Annotated in this window: 15 protein-coding genes; 11 read left to right on the top strand and 4 right to left on the bottom strand. The window is 64.3% G+C overall.

From position 1 onward, the window contains the following. Positions 1-41 precede the first annotated feature (41 nt). From ACLEJW_RS09665 to ACLEJW_RS09625, 9 genes are all read left to right on the top strand, one after another. Complete coding sequence (locus tag ACLEJW_RS09665) at positions 42-1376, top strand: lysine N(6)-hydroxylase/L-ornithine N(5)-oxygenase family protein (protein WP_313456598.1); 1335 nt, start codon at positions 42-44, stop codon at positions 1374-1376. 163 nt (positions 1377-1539) lie between these two features. Next, on the top strand, positions 1540-2733 hold the full coding sequence (locus ACLEJW_RS09660; RefSeq protein ID WP_440777463.1) for a PepSY-associated TM helix domain-containing protein: 1194 nt from the start codon (positions 1540-1542) through the stop codon (positions 2731-2733). Beyond that, a complete protein-coding gene (locus ACLEJW_RS09655) occupies positions 2730-3269 on the top strand; it encodes a thiamine pyrophosphate-binding protein (RefSeq protein WP_145182843.1) in 540 nt (179 codons plus the stop codon). Before ACLEJW_RS09660 ends, ACLEJW_RS09655 begins: the two co-directional genes overlap by 4 nt. Further along, positions 3266-3586 (top strand): hypothetical protein, encoded by a 321-nt coding sequence (locus ACLEJW_RS09650; RefSeq protein ID WP_440777462.1) that lies wholly within the window; start codon positions 3266-3268, stop codon positions 3584-3586. The genes ACLEJW_RS09655 and ACLEJW_RS09650 overlap by 4 nt, the downstream gene beginning before the upstream one ends. Before the next feature lie 11 nt (positions 3587-3597). Next, complete coding sequence (locus ACLEJW_RS09645; RefSeq protein ID WP_440777461.1) at positions 3598-4182, top strand: DUF6162 family protein; 585 nt, start codon at positions 3598-3600, stop codon at positions 4180-4182. A 15-nt stretch (positions 4183-4197) separates the two neighbouring features. Next, entirely contained in the window at positions 4198-5100 is a 903-nt protein-coding gene (locus ACLEJW_RS09640) for a metal ABC transporter substrate-binding protein (RefSeq protein WP_313456591.1), read from the top strand. Next, positions 5097-5843, top strand: a complete 747-nt coding sequence (locus tag ACLEJW_RS09635; protein ID WP_145182831.1) for a metal ABC transporter ATP-binding protein — start codon at positions 5097-5099, stop codon at positions 5841-5843. The genes ACLEJW_RS09640 and ACLEJW_RS09635 overlap by 4 nt, the downstream gene beginning before the upstream one ends. Continuing rightward, on the top strand, positions 5843-6742 hold the full coding sequence (locus ACLEJW_RS09630) for a metal ABC transporter permease (RefSeq protein ID WP_440777460.1): 900 nt from the start codon (positions 5843-5845) through the stop codon (positions 6740-6742). Before ACLEJW_RS09635 ends, ACLEJW_RS09630 begins: the two co-directional genes overlap by 1 nt. Continuing rightward, entirely contained in the window at positions 6739-7620 is an 882-nt protein-coding gene (locus tag ACLEJW_RS09625; RefSeq protein ID WP_313456587.1) for a metal ABC transporter substrate-binding protein, read from the top strand. The genes ACLEJW_RS09630 and ACLEJW_RS09625 overlap by 4 nt, the downstream gene beginning before the upstream one ends. Before the next feature lie 141 nt (positions 7621-7761). Here ACLEJW_RS09625 and ACLEJW_RS09620 read toward each other — a convergent pair whose 3' ends face one another. Beyond that, positions 7762-8223, bottom strand: coding sequence for a hypothetical protein (locus tag ACLEJW_RS09620; RefSeq protein WP_145182822.1), 462 nt, complete (start codon positions 8221-8223; stop codon positions 7762-7764). 84 nt (positions 8224-8307) lie between these two features. After that, the gene (locus ACLEJW_RS09615) at positions 8308-8643 is read right to left on the bottom strand and encodes a hypothetical protein (RefSeq protein ID WP_440777459.1); all 336 of its coding nucleotides are present in this window, start codon (positions 8641-8643) and stop codon (positions 8308-8310) included. A 130-nt stretch (positions 8644-8773) separates the two neighbouring features. Between ACLEJW_RS09615 and ACLEJW_RS09610 the strand changes: the two genes are divergently transcribed. Continuing rightward, on the top strand, positions 8774-9544 hold the full coding sequence (locus tag ACLEJW_RS09610) for an SDR family NAD(P)-dependent oxidoreductase (RefSeq protein ID WP_313296718.1): 771 nt from the start codon (positions 8774-8776) through the stop codon (positions 9542-9544). A 232-nt stretch (positions 9545-9776) separates the two neighbouring features. On the opposite strand, the gene ACLEJW_RS09605 is transcribed toward ACLEJW_RS09610, so the two are convergent. Together ACLEJW_RS09605 and ACLEJW_RS09600 are read right to left on the bottom strand one after the other, a co-directional pair. Continuing rightward, positions 9777-11033: an MFS transporter gene (locus ACLEJW_RS09605; RefSeq protein WP_313296715.1), complete on the bottom strand. Its 1257-nt coding sequence runs from the start codon at positions 11031-11033 to the stop codon at positions 9777-9779. A 61-nt stretch (positions 11034-11094) separates the two neighbouring features. Further along, complete coding sequence (locus ACLEJW_RS09600) at positions 11095-12594, bottom strand: sensor domain-containing diguanylate cyclase (protein ID WP_145182810.1); 1500 nt, start codon at positions 12592-12594, stop codon at positions 11095-11097. A gap of 188 nt (positions 12595-12782) precedes the next feature. Between ACLEJW_RS09600 and ACLEJW_RS09595 the strand changes: the two genes are divergently transcribed. After that, positions 12783-13571, top strand: a complete 789-nt coding sequence (locus ACLEJW_RS09595; RefSeq protein ID WP_313296711.1) for a substrate-binding domain-containing protein — start codon at positions 12783-12785, stop codon at positions 13569-13571. Positions 13572-13595 lie beyond the last annotated feature (24 nt).

The raw sequence follows: 13595 nt of genomic DNA, 5'->3' as shown, positions 1-13595 counted from the left end.
ACGGCATGCGCCCACATTCGACCCTTTATGGAATCGCAGCCATGAGCCAGCCTGCACACACGGAAATCATCAAGGACTTGATCGGCGTAGGCTTCGGCCCGTCCAATCTGGCCTTGGCCATCGCCCTGGAAGAACTCGCCCAGACCCAAGGTCATGCCCTCGACGCGCTGTTCATCGACAAGCAGGAGGAATACCGCTGGCACGGTGAAACCCTGGCCACGCAAAGCGAGCTGCAGATTTCCTTCCTCAAGGACTTGGTCTCGCTGCGCAACCCGACCAGCCCCTACAGCTTCGTCAACTACCTGCACCAGAAGCAGCGCCTGGCCGATTTCATCAACCTGGGCACGTTCTATCCCTGCCGCCTGGAGTACAACGACTACCTGCGCTGGGCTGCCGAGCATTTCGCCAACCAGGCGGTGTACGGCGAGCAGGTACTGCGCATCGAACCTGAGCTCAAGGAGGGTCGCGTCCAGCACCTGCGCCTGGTGTCGCGCGATGCCCAGGGCCGCGAATTCAGCCGCTTGACCCGTTCGGTGGTGGTGGGCAGCGGCGGCACACCGAAGATCCCCGAGAAGTTCGGTGCCTTCAAGGACGATCCGCGGGTATTTCACCATTCCCAGTACCTCAGCAGCCTGAGCAAGCTGCCCTGCACCGCTGGCAAACCCATGCGCATTGCTGTCCTGGGCTCCGGCCAGAGCGCGGCCGAGGCGTTCATTGACCTCAACGACAGCTACCCGTCGGTCAAGGTCGACATGATTCTGCGCGGTTCTGCCCTTAAACCCGCCGACGACAGCCCGTTCGTCAACGAGATCTTCTCGCCGGACTACACCGACCTGGTCTACAACGAGCCGGCCGACCAGCGCGCGAAGTTGCTCGGTGAATACCACAACACCAACTATTCGGTGGTCGATCTCGACCTGATCGAGCGGATCTACGGCATTCTCTACCGGCAGAAAGTGGCCCATCAGTTCCGCCATAACGTACTGTGTCGGCGCCAGGTGGAAGCAGTGGTGGCCACACGCGATGGCATCGAACTGACCCTGCGCGACCTGGCCACCGGTCAGCAGCAGACCCACCGCTACGATGCGGTGATCCTCGCCACGGGCTACGAGCGCCGCTCTCACCGCGAGCTGTTGGCGCCCTTGGCCGATTACGTGGAGGACTTCAACGTCGACCGCAATTACCGCTTGCTGGCCGGCCCTGAGCTGCAGGCATCGGTGTACCTGCAAGGCTTCTGTGAAAACAGCCACGGCCTGAGCGATACCCTGCTGTCGGTGCTGCCTTCGCGCGCCGCAGAGATCGCACGAGCGCTGCACCGCGACCTGGCCTGCCAACACGGCGCTGCCCAGGCGCCGCTGGCGCTGACCAGCGCATAGCCGAGGCCTGCAGGCAGCAGGGCGCTTCGAGCGCCCTGCTTGCCCGGGCCTTTGAAATATTTGCTTGCATTTAATCTCGCAAGATTTCCATTCTCATTCGTCTTCTCAAGAACAGCCCCTGTTGGTTGGGCCTGTGTTCGCCCCTTTTCTTGAAGAATGACCGATGGCCAAATCACCGAAAAAATCCAAGTCCAAGCTGTGGTTTCTGGTGCACAGCTGGCTCGCCCTGCCGATCTGGTTCTTCGTGCTGATCGTCTGCTTCACCGGCATGCTCGCCGTGGTCAGCCAGGAGATCGTCTGGCTGGCCAACCCGGATGTGCGCGCCAGCAAGCCTGACGGTGCCACGCAGCGCTTGAGCTTCCAGCAGGTCTTCGATGCCTTGCACCAGGCCGAGCCGGACATGGCGATCAACTCGATCAGCCAACCCGACGGCTCGCACTTCGCCCTGCGCGTCGACGTCACCCGAGCCGATGGCTCGAGCCCTACGCTCTATGTCAACCCGTATACCGGGGTCATCCAGGGCAAGATGCCTGACTTCAACTTCGAGGCGTTCACCCGCGCCCTGCACGGCTGGTGGCTGGTGCCCTTCACCAGCGGTTTCAGCTGGGGCTGGTACATGGTGTCGCTGCTCGGCTTGCCGATGCTGGCATCGCTGGTGACCGGCCTTGTGGTGTACAAGAAGTTCTGGAAAGGCTTCTTCAAACCGGTGCGCCTGGGCCAGGGTGCACGGATCTTCTGGGGCGACGTGCACCGCCTGGCCGGGGTGTGGTCGATCTGGTTCATTGCCGTGATATCCATCACCAGTATCTGGTTCCTGATTCGGGCGATCCTGTTCGATAACCAGATCACCATCTCCAGCGAACCGATCGTGCCGGTGATCGCCCGCGAGCAGGTGCCACAGAGCAGCGATGGCGGCCCGGCGCCGCGCATCGACCTGGACGAGGCAGCGCGAATCGCCGGCTTGGCCATACCGAGCCTGGACATCACCTCGGTGTCGCTGCCGGCTACTGCCTATAGCCATATCGAAATGGGCGGACGCGGCTGGTATCCGCTGATGTTCCAGAGCGCTTCGGTCAACCCTTATACGCGCGCCGTCGACAGCCAGTTCCTGCTCAGCGACCGCTCCGCCCTGGAATTCGTCACCGAATCCATGCGCCCGCTGCACACCGGCGACTTCGGCGGCCTGGTGATCAAGCTGGTGTGGTTCTTCTTCGGCCTGGTGTTGACCTTGATGGTGTTCAGCGGCCTGTTGATCTGGACCAAACGCACGGCCCAGGCCACTGCCGCCGCCCTCAAGCGCAGCGAACGGAGGCCGCGGGTTGCGGCTGAGCCCAGCCGCCTGGAGGTGCAGCCATGAACCAGACACATGCTGTGCCGCCTCGCTCGTTGAAAAGCTGGTGGCTGAAGTGGCGCTTTCACCTCAACATCCTGCTGATCCTCATACCCCTGGGCTTCATGCCCAAATATTTTGCCGACGCCAAACTGTTCCGCGGCGACGCCGGGCTCGGCGCCAACCCGATCAGCGCCATCGCCGTAGGCCCCTACAGCCTGGACCTGGCCGAACTGCGTGACGAAGCACCCCGCGCCGACGGACCTGCCGGCCATTTCAAGCTGTTCAACGCCGCGCTGTGCAAAGCCTGCGTGAATGACGTCAAGGCGGTCTACCTGCGTATCGGCAAGCCGCGCAGCCTGCGGGCGGCGGGCACGATCTTCTTTGGCGCGCCGTACCGCATGATCACCAACCTGCCGATCCCGCCACGCACCCGTACCGACGCGCAGATCTGGATCACCATCGAAGGCTGGGACGGCAGCATGCACCAGGCGTCGGTGCCATTGGCCAAGGCATCGCCGGCGACCCTCGCCTGGCTTGAAAAACAAGGAGGCAAACCATGAAACACCTGATGCGCAGGCTCGCCCTGCCCCTGCTGATGCTTGCTGCCGGCCCGGCGCTGGCCCACAACCCGATGTGCGAGTGCGAAGAGCTCGTGGGCGGGCAGGTCAAGTGCACGGGCGGCTTTTCCGATGGCAGTGGTGCCCCGGGGGTGACGCTCGATGTCATCGGCTACGACGAACAAGTGCTGGTAGGCGGCAAGCTCGGCGATGACTCGAGCCTGACCTTCAAGCGCCCCGATGGGGAGTTCTATGTACTGTTCGATGCAGGCCCTGGTCACGTGGTAGAAGTCGACCACGCCGACATCGCCCAACCATGAGCCGCGCTGCCATGAACCGCCCCGCCCCTCACCACAGCCAAGTGGTACGCCCGGCCGGTGCTGGCCATGAGACGCTCTTCGTGTTGCTGATCAGCCTGTTGATCGTCGCCCTCTCCGCCAGCGTGGTCATGCTGCGCGGTGAGCGCCAGGACGAACAAACCATCGCCGGCCACCAGATCGACGCGCGCCGCGACTTGAGCGCCGCCGAACAGGGCATCTACACCGACCTGAGGGTGGCCTTCGATGAAATTCAGCTGCTGCGCGAGGACACCGGCAGCGTGCCCAGCGTCGCCACCTTGGCCGGCGAAGCGCTGCCGCCGTTCGTGGACGACGCGGGCAGCCAGAGCCGCGGTGACCATCACTGGCAGTGGCTGCCCAGCGGCGCTTACCTGGGCCACAGCCAGGCGCCGCGAGTGGCGGGCAGCTTTCTGATGATCGTGCCGCACGACACCACCGGCGAGGTCGACATTTGGCTACGCCGCGATGGCGCAGCCGATCCAATCACGACCTTCGAGCCAGCAGCCCTGATCGATGCGGGCTGGCAGCAGGTGGTCAGCCACTACGACGCCGGGGTCACCCGCGAACACCGCCATTGAACCCAAGGATTTCCCATGTTTCGCAAAACCCTCGCCCTGCTCCTGGCCTGCGCCCTGCCGGCACTGGCCATGGCCGACACAGGCAAGCCCCTGCGCGTCGGCATCACCCTGCACCCCTATTACAGTTACGTCAGCAACATCGTCGGTGACAAGGCCGAGGTCGTCCCGCTGATCCCTGCAGGCTTCAACCCGCATGCCTACGAGCCGCGCGCCGAAGATATCAAGCGGATCGGCACGCTGGACGTGATCGTACTCAACGGCGTCGGTCATGACGACTTCGCTGACCGCATGATCGCCGCCAGTGAAAAACCCGCCATCGCCACCATCGAGGCCAACCAGAACGTGCCGTTGCTGGCCGCCACTGGTATCGCTGCGCGCGGTGCCGGCAAGGTGGTCAATCCGCATACGTTCCTGTCGATCAGCACCACCATCGCCCAGGTCAACAACATCGCCCGCGAGCTGGGCAAGCTCGACCCGGACAACGCCCGCTTCTACACACAAAATGCCCGCGCCTATGCCAAGCGCCTGCGCACCTTGCGCGCCGAGGCCCTGGCCAAGGTCACCGAAGCGCCGGCAGCGACGTTCCGGGTCGCCACCATCCACGCGGCCTATGACTATCTGGTGCGCGATTTCGGTCTTGAGGTAACCGCTGTGGTCGAGCCGGCCCACGGCATCGAACCAAGCCCGGCACAGCTGAAAAAAACCATCGACCAACTCAAGGCGCTGGACGTCAAGGTGATCTTCTCGGAGATGGACTTCCCCTCGGCGTACGTCGAAACCATCCAGCGCGAGTCGGGGGTGCGCCTGTATCCGCTGACGCATATCTCCTATGGCGAGTACACCAAGGACAAGTACGAGGTCGAGATGCAGCGCAACCTCGACACCGTGGTGCGCGCCATTCAGGAGAACCGCGCATGACCGCCGCCGCTCAATTGCGCCTGGCCGCCGGGCCGCGCATCGAGTTCGCCGGCATCGACCTGACCCTGGGCCGCACGCGCATCCTCGAACAGGTGCACTTCGCGGTCGAGGCCGGCAGCGTGCATGCCATCGTCGGACCCAATGGCGGTGGCAAAAGCTCGCTGATCAAGACGCTGCTCGGGCAGATGCCGCATCAGGGTCAGCTGACCCTGCACTGGCCTGGCGATCAACAGGTCATCGGCTACGTACCGCAAGCGCTGGAATTCGACCGTGGGTTGCCGATGACCGTGGACGACTTCATGGCCGCCATGTGCCAGCGTCGTCCGGCCTTCCTTGGCCTGTCGCGGCGCGTGCAGCCGGCGATCGATGCGGCACTGGCGCGGGTCGGCATGCTCGACAAGCGCAAGCGCCGCATGGGTGCGCTGTCTGGCGGCGAACGCCAGCGTGTGCTGCTGGCCCAAGGCTTGATTCCCGAACCGCAATTGCTGGTGCTCGATGAGCCGATGTCGGCGCTCGATGAAGCGGGCATTCAGGTGTTCGAGCAGCTGCTGCACAGCTGGCGCCAGGCAGGTACCACGGTGCTGTGGATCGAACACGACCTGGAGGCGGTGCTGCGCCTGGCCGACCGGGTCACCGGCCTGAGTCGCCAGGTGTTGTTCGACGCCCCGCCAGCCGAAGCCCTGACGCCCGAGCGGCTGCTCGGGCTGTTTTCCGTTCACCCACGCAGCGAGAGCCTTGCCTGATGAGTTTCGACGCATTTCGCCAGCTGATCCAGGAATGGGCCGGCGCCGGTTACCTGCCAGAGGCCCTGGCCTATGGTTTCGTGGTCAACGCCTTGCTCGCAGGCTTGATGATCGGGCCGGTGCTGGGCGGGCTGGGCACCTTGGTGGTGGTCAAGCGCTTTGCCTTCTTCTCCGAGGCGGTGGGCCATGCGGCGCTGACCGGCGTGGCCATCGGCATCCTGCTCGGCGAGCCCTACACCGGCCCCTACGGCAGCCTGTTCGGCTACTGCCTGCTGTTCGGCATTCTGCTCAACTTTCTGCGCAACCGCACGGGGCTGTCGCCGGACACCTTGATCGGCGTGTTCCTGTCGGTATCCCTGGCCCTTGGCGCGAGCCTGCTGTTGATGCTCGCAGGCAAGATCAACGTGCACATCCTCGAAAACGTGCTGTTCGGTTCGGTGCTGACGGTCAGCGGGCAAGACCTGGTGGTCCTGGGCATCGTCGCTGTGCTGGTGCTGGCCTTGGCCTTGCCGCTGTACAACCGCATCATGCTCGCGAGCTTCAATCCGCAACTGGCTGCCGTACGCGGGGTCGCGGTGAAGACCCTGGACTACCTGTTCGTGGTGCTGGTGACCTTGGTGACAGTCGCAGCGGTCAAGGTGATCGGAGCCATCCTGGTCGGTGCCTTGCTGGTGATCCCGGCCGCCGCCGCACGCCTGGTCAGCCAATCGCTCAAGGGGTTCTTCTTCGTGTCGGTGGTGATTGCCACGTTGAGCACCTTGCTGGGCATCCTGCTGCCAATCGTTCTGGACCTGCCGGTGCCATCGGGTGCCGCGATCATCCTGGTCGCTGGCATCTGCTTCGCCCTCGCCGCATTGGCCCGCACCCTCGTTCCACGCCTGCAAGGAAATCCGGCATGAACTTGAAGCACCTGACTATCGCCCTCACCCTCGCCGGCCTGCCCATGCTGGCCTCGGCCACGCAGGTACTGACCACCTTGCCGGTGACCCATAGCCTGGCCAGCACCTTGCTCGAGGGCACCGCCGTGCAGCTCACCCGCGCAGCGCCTGCAAGCTTGCCGGCCAGCCGCCAGCCCTCGTACTTCAGCAGCCGTGGCGCCGCCGGCCTGGCCAAGGCGGCACAACAGGCCGATGCGGTCATCGGCGTGCGTTCGATTTGGCGCGACGATCCGCTGTATCCACTGGCGCGGCGCAGCAATATCCGCATCGTCGAGATCGACGCGGCGCGCCCGGTCGACGGCGCCTTGCCGGGTATCGCGGTGAACGGTGACGACGCCTATGCCGCGTACCCGTGGCTGCATCCGACCAATCTTGGGCGCATGGCCGATGTCGTGGCCAATGACCTGGAACGTCTGGCGCCGGCCGACAAGTCAGCGATTCAGCACAACCTTGCGCAACTCAAGCGTCGGTTGCTGACACTGACCGCCAATAGCCAGGTGGAACTGGCCAAGGCTGACAACCTCAGCGTGGTCAGCCTGTCCGATCGCCTGGGATACCTGGCCAGTGGTTTGAACCTGGATGTAGTGGAGCAACCGCTGCCCACCGACGGCAAATGGGACGCGGTGGCGCTCAAGGCATTGGCCGATACACTCAAGGAGCAGGACGTGGCGCTGGTGTTGGATCATCGGCAGCCCGATGCGGCGCTCGCTGAGATAATCGAGGCCAGCGGCGCGAAGCTGGTGGTAGTCGACAGCGACGCCGAGGATGCCGTGGCGGGGCTGACGACGGGCACCGAGCAGGTGGTGCAGGCGCTGGCGGGGCGCCGAAGCGGTGACTGAAGAGGCGTGCAGCGGAACTCAGGCTATCGGCTGCGTAGCTGATACTGCCGGGGCTGCGTTGCAACCCGGCCGTTCCGGCTGCCTAGCTTGAATCCTGGAGGCTGTGCGTCCTCTGGCAGAGTCAACGCCGGATGATCAAGGTTATTTAAGCTCAGCCAATGCCTGATTCAGCGCTGCGGAGTCAGTGAACCTGCGCTCACTCACCACCTGCCCTCCTTGCAATTGAAGCCATTGAACCTGGTCGCGGTCACCTGCATAGCGCTCGGCTACACGCCCTTCACGATCCAGCAGAATCCGGTACTTGGCTGAGCGCATGGACGGAATCAACACCGCCTGCGCCATGCTGGGCACTTGCGCGATGTCGGCCACGAACACCACCGCGCGCTCGTCTAGATAGCCGGCAGGCGCCTGCTCGATGGCGCGGTTGACCATGCGCGCAGTGGAAAAGCTGCGGGCGATGAGGACCACTTGGGTTCTGTCATCCAGGGTATAGGCGCGATCGAATTGATCGACCAAGGTCCAACCGCCCACCACGGGTGTGGCAGACTCAGCGTGGGCGAAGGGCAGCGACAGCAACGCAAGCAACAGGCAGCAGAACCGCATTCGGGTAACTCCGGCTAGGTTATCCAGCAACCTTAGCCGGGCTGGGCCTATTGCAACAAATTTTGCATCGCTGTCACCGGGTTATCACGGCTTGGGATGCTCGCTGGACACCGAATTGTTCGCCTCGACGTCCTTGAGCTCCTCTTCGATGGGCGCATCGTCGTCGCTGTGCAGCGGCGGATCTTCATGGGTGCGCGCGGTGCCGTTGTCACGCGGTACTTGAGAGTCCTGATCGGAACCCGGATTGCCCGGTGGTGGGTTCCAGTCCTCTGGACGATTGGCCGACCATGCCTCACCTGTACCCTGCTTGGGCTCCGATGGCGACTGCTCAAGCCCTGAGCCGTGGCCTGCGTTTTGCTCGGTGTCGCCTTCGGCTGGCCCTGGGTACGGGGCGTCAGGGCCGTTGTGATCGATCGCCATGATAATTCTCCAATCTGCGGTGCAGCCGATCCGCACCTATAACTCTGAGGAACTCAAACGCCGCTGAGTGCCTCAGTTGCGACAAGCGGCATGAAAACATCCTGCCCAACCGCCTGACCCGAGGTCCCCAATGAGTCTGATCCCCAATCTGGACGGCACTGCCGATGCACTGGTATGCGGCGCTAGCGCCGGGATAGGCCTGGCCCTGTGCGAAACGCTGCTGGCACGCGATGACGTGGCACGCCTGTGGGCCGTATCGCGAAGCGCAGGCAACAGCGAAGCACTGGCAGCGCTGGCGGCGCAGCATGGTGAGCGGTTGATCGTCATCGCCTGCGATGCGCGTGACGAGCAGGCGCTAGCCGCCTTGGCGACGCGGATCAGGCAAGTCAGCCAACACCTGCATCTGGTCATCAGCACACTGGGTATTCTGCATCAGGACGGTGCGAAGCCGGAGAAGTCCCTGGCACAGCTAGACTTGGCCGGCCTGCAGGCGAGTTTTGCGACCAACGCCTTCGCGCCGATCCTGCTGCTCAAGCACCTCATGCCACTGCTGCGTCAACAGCCGACAACCTTTGCCGCCCTGTCGGCCCGCGTCGGCTCGATTGGCGATAATCGGCTGGGCGGCTGGTACAGTTATCGCGCGAGCAAGGCGGCGCTCAACCAGCTACTGCACACCGCGAGCATCGAGCTCAAGCGGCTCAATCCACAGGCCACGGTGTTGGCCTTGCACCCTGGCACGACAGATACTCAGCTGTCGCGGCCTTTCCAAGCCAATGTCCCAGCGGGCAAGCTGTTCGCTACGCGCTTTGCCGCGCAGTGCCTGCTTGACCTGGTGAGCCGGGTCGAGCCGCTGGACAGTGGCGGGTTCTGGGCCTGGGACGGGCAACAGATCCCGTGGTGATCCGCGCCCCTCCCTGACCTGTCAGCACACAGGCGCCCTGTCACTCGGCGCCTGGCGGGATGCCGTCCTTGTTCTTGTCTTTCAGGCGAGCCTTTTCTTCTTCCGTCGAATGGGCCGGCACCTGGGATTGCTGCTGATCCTTGTTCTGTTCAGTCATGTTGCTGTCCTCTTGTGGTCAACACTTGGGCAACGCCCTGAGACCGACGGTTCAAGGCAATTGCCCGCCGCGGTATCAGGCTGCCGGGCCGACTGGCGTGGCCGACGGTACCGATGACCGTGCGTTGTCTGCCATGGTTTCCGGCACCGCGGCCCACACCAGCACGAACGCTACCGCGGCGATGCCGGCCAAGGTCAGAAATGCCGCATCGTAACCGGCCGACTGCACCACCAGCCCGGCGATGCCAGGGCTGAGCGCAGCGCCAAGACCGAATACGGTGGTCAGCGCCCCGAGGCTGACATTGAAGCGCCCAGTGCCCTCGGTCAGATCGCGCACCACGATGGGGAACAGCGCGCCGAAAATGCCTGCGCCCACACCGTCAAGCAATTGCACGCCCACCAGCCAGAACGGGCTGTCTGAAAACACGTACAGCGCGCCACGCAGGGGCAGAATCAGAAAACCAGCCAACAGAAACGGCTTGCGCCCCCACTGCTCGGCCTTGGCACCCACCAGCCAGGCCATCGGCACCATGACCAGCTGCGCGGCAACGATGCAGGCCGAGGTCAAGGTGGTAGCCAGGCGCATATCGACCTGAGACAGCTTCTGGCTCACCAATGGCAGCATGGCCGCGTTGGCCAGGTGGAACAGCGCGCAGCACACCGCGAACAGCAACAAGGTGCGGTTGTGCAGTAGCAGGCGCAAGCCCGCCGGTTGTTCCTCAGCGCCAGGCGCGTGGGCCAGGCCACGGGCCAGCTGATGATCGATGGCCGCCGCCGGCACGCGGCTGACGGCCACGATGCTGGCCACGGTCATGACCGCCATGAGGTAGAACACCACGACAGGGCCAAAGGCATACGCCAATACCCCTGCCAACAGTGCCGACACGGCGTTGCCCGCATGGTTGAAGCTTTCGTTGCGCCCTACCCGCCGGGTGAACGCCTTGGGCCCGCAGATGCCCAGAGAGATCGCGGCGATGGCGGGGGCAAACACGGCACCGGCCATGGCGCTGAGGGTCTGGGTCACGGCCACCCAGCCGAACGTGGACAGCCACGGCAGCAGCAGGCAGGCACCAGTGACCAACAACGCCGCAATGACGATCAGGGTGCGCTTGGCCGGCGTGCGGTCGGTCAAGGCGCCGACCGGGGTTTGAGTCAGCAGTGCCGCGACCCCAGCCACCGACATCACCAGGCCGATGCTCGCCGGCTGCCACTGATGCACCGCCAGCAGGTAGATCGCCAGGTAGGGACCGAGGCCGTCGCGCACATCGGCAAGAAAGAAGTTCAGCCAGTCGAGGGCACGCTGGTGTGATGCACAAGGCCTTGAATTGTCCAAGGATGCAGTCTCGCAAGAAGCCACAGGGAGCACCTCGGGCAGCGGCCTTCGGCGCCGTTGTTCAGCCGACCTGCAGGCGATTGCGGCCTGCGGCCTTGGCGGTGTACAAGGCCTGGTCTGCGCAGGCAAGCAAGGCTTGCTCGCTGTCCCGTGGGCTGCCGCTCACGCTGGCAATACCGATACTCACGGTCACCTGTTGGAAGGGACTTGCGCGGTGCGCGATTGGTTCCTGGCCCAGGCTGACGAGCATCGCCTGGGCGACCGCCACAGCGCCGGCTGCATCGGTTTCGGGCAGCACCACCGCCAGCTCCTCGCCGCCGTAACGGGCCAGCAGGTCGGGCGGGCGGCGCACGCAGCTGGACAGGCGCTGGGCCACCTGTTGCAGACACGCATCGCCTGCCAGGTGGCCATAGTGATCGTTGTACGCCTTGAAATGATCGACATCGATCATCAGCAGCGCCAGCGCCGTGCCATTGCGCCGGGCCCTGGCGAACTCCTGGTGCAGGGTTTCATCGAAACAGCGGCGGTTGGCCAGGCCCGTCAGGGCATCGTGCATGGCCAGCCGCTCAAGTTGCCGGTTGCTGTCGAGCAGGTGCTGCTGGGCCACGCGCAGTTCGCCTTCGGCATCGCTGCGCCTGCGCATGGCACGCAGCAACCACCAACCGATGAGGCCGGTCAGGCCCAGTAAACCGCACACCACCAACAACGACAGCTGCGCCTCCAGTTGCCAGGCTGCCAGCGCCTCGCGCTTGCCCAAGGCGACGGTGGTCACCAGCGGCAGCTTGTCGCTTTTGCGAAAGGCGTACAGGCGCTCGACGCCATCCAGGCTCGAGGTGAACGATGCCGTGCCCACCGCGTTGTCGACCAGGTACTTGGCATAGATCGGCGACTGAGAAAAGTTGCGCCCCATGTCCTGCTCGCGGAACGGGTAGCGCACCAGCATCGCGCCGTCGGTGTAGGACAGCCCGATCGCCCCATCCCGGCCCACATCGATCTGGCCGAACAGCTGCAGGAAGTTTTCTACCCCGAGGGTCACCGCCACCACACCGGCGAACTGCCCAGCTGCATCGTTGAAGCGGCGGCTGATGGTGATCACCCACACCTGGTTGGAGCGACTGCGAATCGGCAGACCAATGAAAGGCTCACGCGATGGGTCATCGCGGTGATGAATGAAGTAGCCACGGTCGGCGCTGTTGAGTCCTGCCGGGATCGGGTGGTCCGAAGACATCAACCAGCGACCGTCCCGGCCATAGACGGTGATGCCACTGGACTGCGGCATCAACGGCTGCAACCGCGCGACCAGCTGGCGCAAGCGACGGATCTGCACAGGCCCACTGCCCTCGGTTTCCAGGCGCTCCACCAGCCCGGTGAGGACCACGGCGCTCTGGCGCACCATACCCTCGGCGTAGTTCGACAGCGCCTGGGTCAGGTTCAGGCCGTGGGTGTTGATTTCATCCAGGGCATGGCGGCGTGAGTCCATCACTTTCCACAGCGTCAGCGACGCCAACGAGCAACCAATGACCAAAAGCAAGAGGACAACAAGGTGAACGTCGCGCTTCACGTGAGTACCTGATGGACAATCCGAATTCCGAGGCTGGCAGGGTGCAAGGATACAGGCTGGCATGCCGCCCACGCACCTCCCAGCGCGCGCGGCGGCGCGGCGATGTGAAAGATTCTTAACCTGCGCTTAACCCCGCTTGCCGTCGCGCAGCGCTAACATGCTGATCTTTCACCACTAGGAACATTGCGATGCTTCGTGTGCTGTCTTGCGCTGCCCTGTTGACCACCGCCTTCGCCTGTTCGGCCGCTGAGGCCGGGCCTGATGCGCACACCCTGACCGTCTTGAGTTCAGGCGGCATCATGGGCGCCATTCGCGAAGTGGCGCCAGCCTATGAAAAGCAGTTCGGCGTGAAGCTGCAGGTGCTGGCCGCCCCGTCCATGGGCCAGACGCCCCAGGCCGTGCCCAATCGCCTGGCCCGTGGCGAACAGGCCGACGTGGTGCTGATGGTCGGCGCAGCGCTGGACACACTCAGCGCTGCCCAGGTCGACAAGGCCAGCCGCGTCGACCTGGGCGAATCGTACATCGCCATGGCCGTGCGTCACGGTGCGCCCAAACCCGACATCAGCACCCTGAAAGCCCTGCGCACCACCCTCTTGAACAGCACCTCGGTGGCCTATTCCGACAGCGCCAGCGGCGTGTACCTGTCCACCACCTTGTTCCCGCGCCTGCAGCTGGGTGAGCCGTTCGCGAGCAAGGCGCACATGATCCCGGCCGAGCCGGTCGGCGCGGTGGTCGCGCGCGGCCAGGCGCAAATCGGCTTTCAACAGTTGAGCGAGCTCAAGCCCGTCAAAGGGATCGATATCGTCGGGCTGATCCCGGACGAGGCGCAAAAGATGACCCTGTATTCCGGCGCCATCGTCAGCAAGAGCCAGCACCGTGCCGCGGCCCAGGCGCTGCTCGACTACCTGGCATCGCCCAAGGCCGACGCCGCCATCGAGGACAGCGGCCTGAAGCCACTGCCACACAGGGCCGGCTGATTCGCCCGGCGTCAGGCCAGATCG

Source organism: Pseudomonas sp. SMSB3 (genome assembly GCF_052041965.1).
In the GTDB taxonomy this organism is placed as follows: domain Bacteria; phylum Pseudomonadota; class Gammaproteobacteria; order Pseudomonadales; family Pseudomonadaceae; genus Aquipseudomonas.
Note: the sequence above shows the minus strand (reverse complement) of the source record. Positions and strands in the feature narration are given on the sequence as shown.

Coding starts and splice junctions, on each gene's coding strand:
- ACLEJW_RS09655 (WP_145182843.1), top strand. CDS start 2,730: ATGAACCAGACACATGCTGTGCCGCCTCGCTCGTTGAAAAGCTGGTGG.
- ACLEJW_RS09610 (WP_313296718.1), top strand. CDS start 8,774: ATGAGTCTGATCCCCAATCTGGACGGCACTGCCGATGCACTGGTATGC.
- ACLEJW_RS09660 (WP_440777463.1), top strand. CDS start 1,540: ATGGCCAAATCACCGAAAAAATCCAAGTCCAAGCTGTGGTTTCTGGTG.
- ACLEJW_RS09595 (WP_313296711.1), top strand. CDS start 12,783: ATGCTTCGTGTGCTGTCTTGCGCTGCCCTGTTGACCACCGCCTTCGCC.
- ACLEJW_RS09630 (WP_440777460.1), top strand. CDS start 5,843: ATGAGTTTCGACGCATTTCGCCAGCTGATCCAGGAATGGGCCGGCGCC.
- ACLEJW_RS09620 (WP_145182822.1), bottom strand. CDS start 8,223: ATGCGGTTCTGCTGCCTGTTGCTTGCGTTGCTGTCGCTGCCCTTCGCC.
- ACLEJW_RS09635 (WP_145182831.1), top strand. CDS start 5,097: ATGACCGCCGCCGCTCAATTGCGCCTGGCCGCCGGGCCGCGCATCGAG.
- ACLEJW_RS09625 (WP_313456587.1), top strand. CDS start 6,739: ATGAACTTGAAGCACCTGACTATCGCCCTCACCCTCGCCGGCCTGCCC.
- ACLEJW_RS09640 (WP_313456591.1), top strand. CDS start 4,198: ATGTTTCGCAAAACCCTCGCCCTGCTCCTGGCCTGCGCCCTGCCGGCA.
- ACLEJW_RS09650 (WP_440777462.1), top strand. CDS start 3,266: ATGAAACACCTGATGCGCAGGCTCGCCCTGCCCCTGCTGATGCTTGCT.
- ACLEJW_RS09665 (WP_313456598.1), top strand. CDS start 42: ATGAGCCAGCCTGCACACACGGAAATCATCAAGGACTTGATCGGCGTA.
- ACLEJW_RS09615 (WP_440777459.1), bottom strand. CDS start 8,643: ATGGCGATCGATCACAACGGCCCTGACGCCCCGTACCCAGGGCCAGCC.
- ACLEJW_RS09645 (WP_440777461.1), top strand. CDS start 3,598: ATGAACCGCCCCGCCCCTCACCACAGCCAAGTGGTACGCCCGGCCGGT.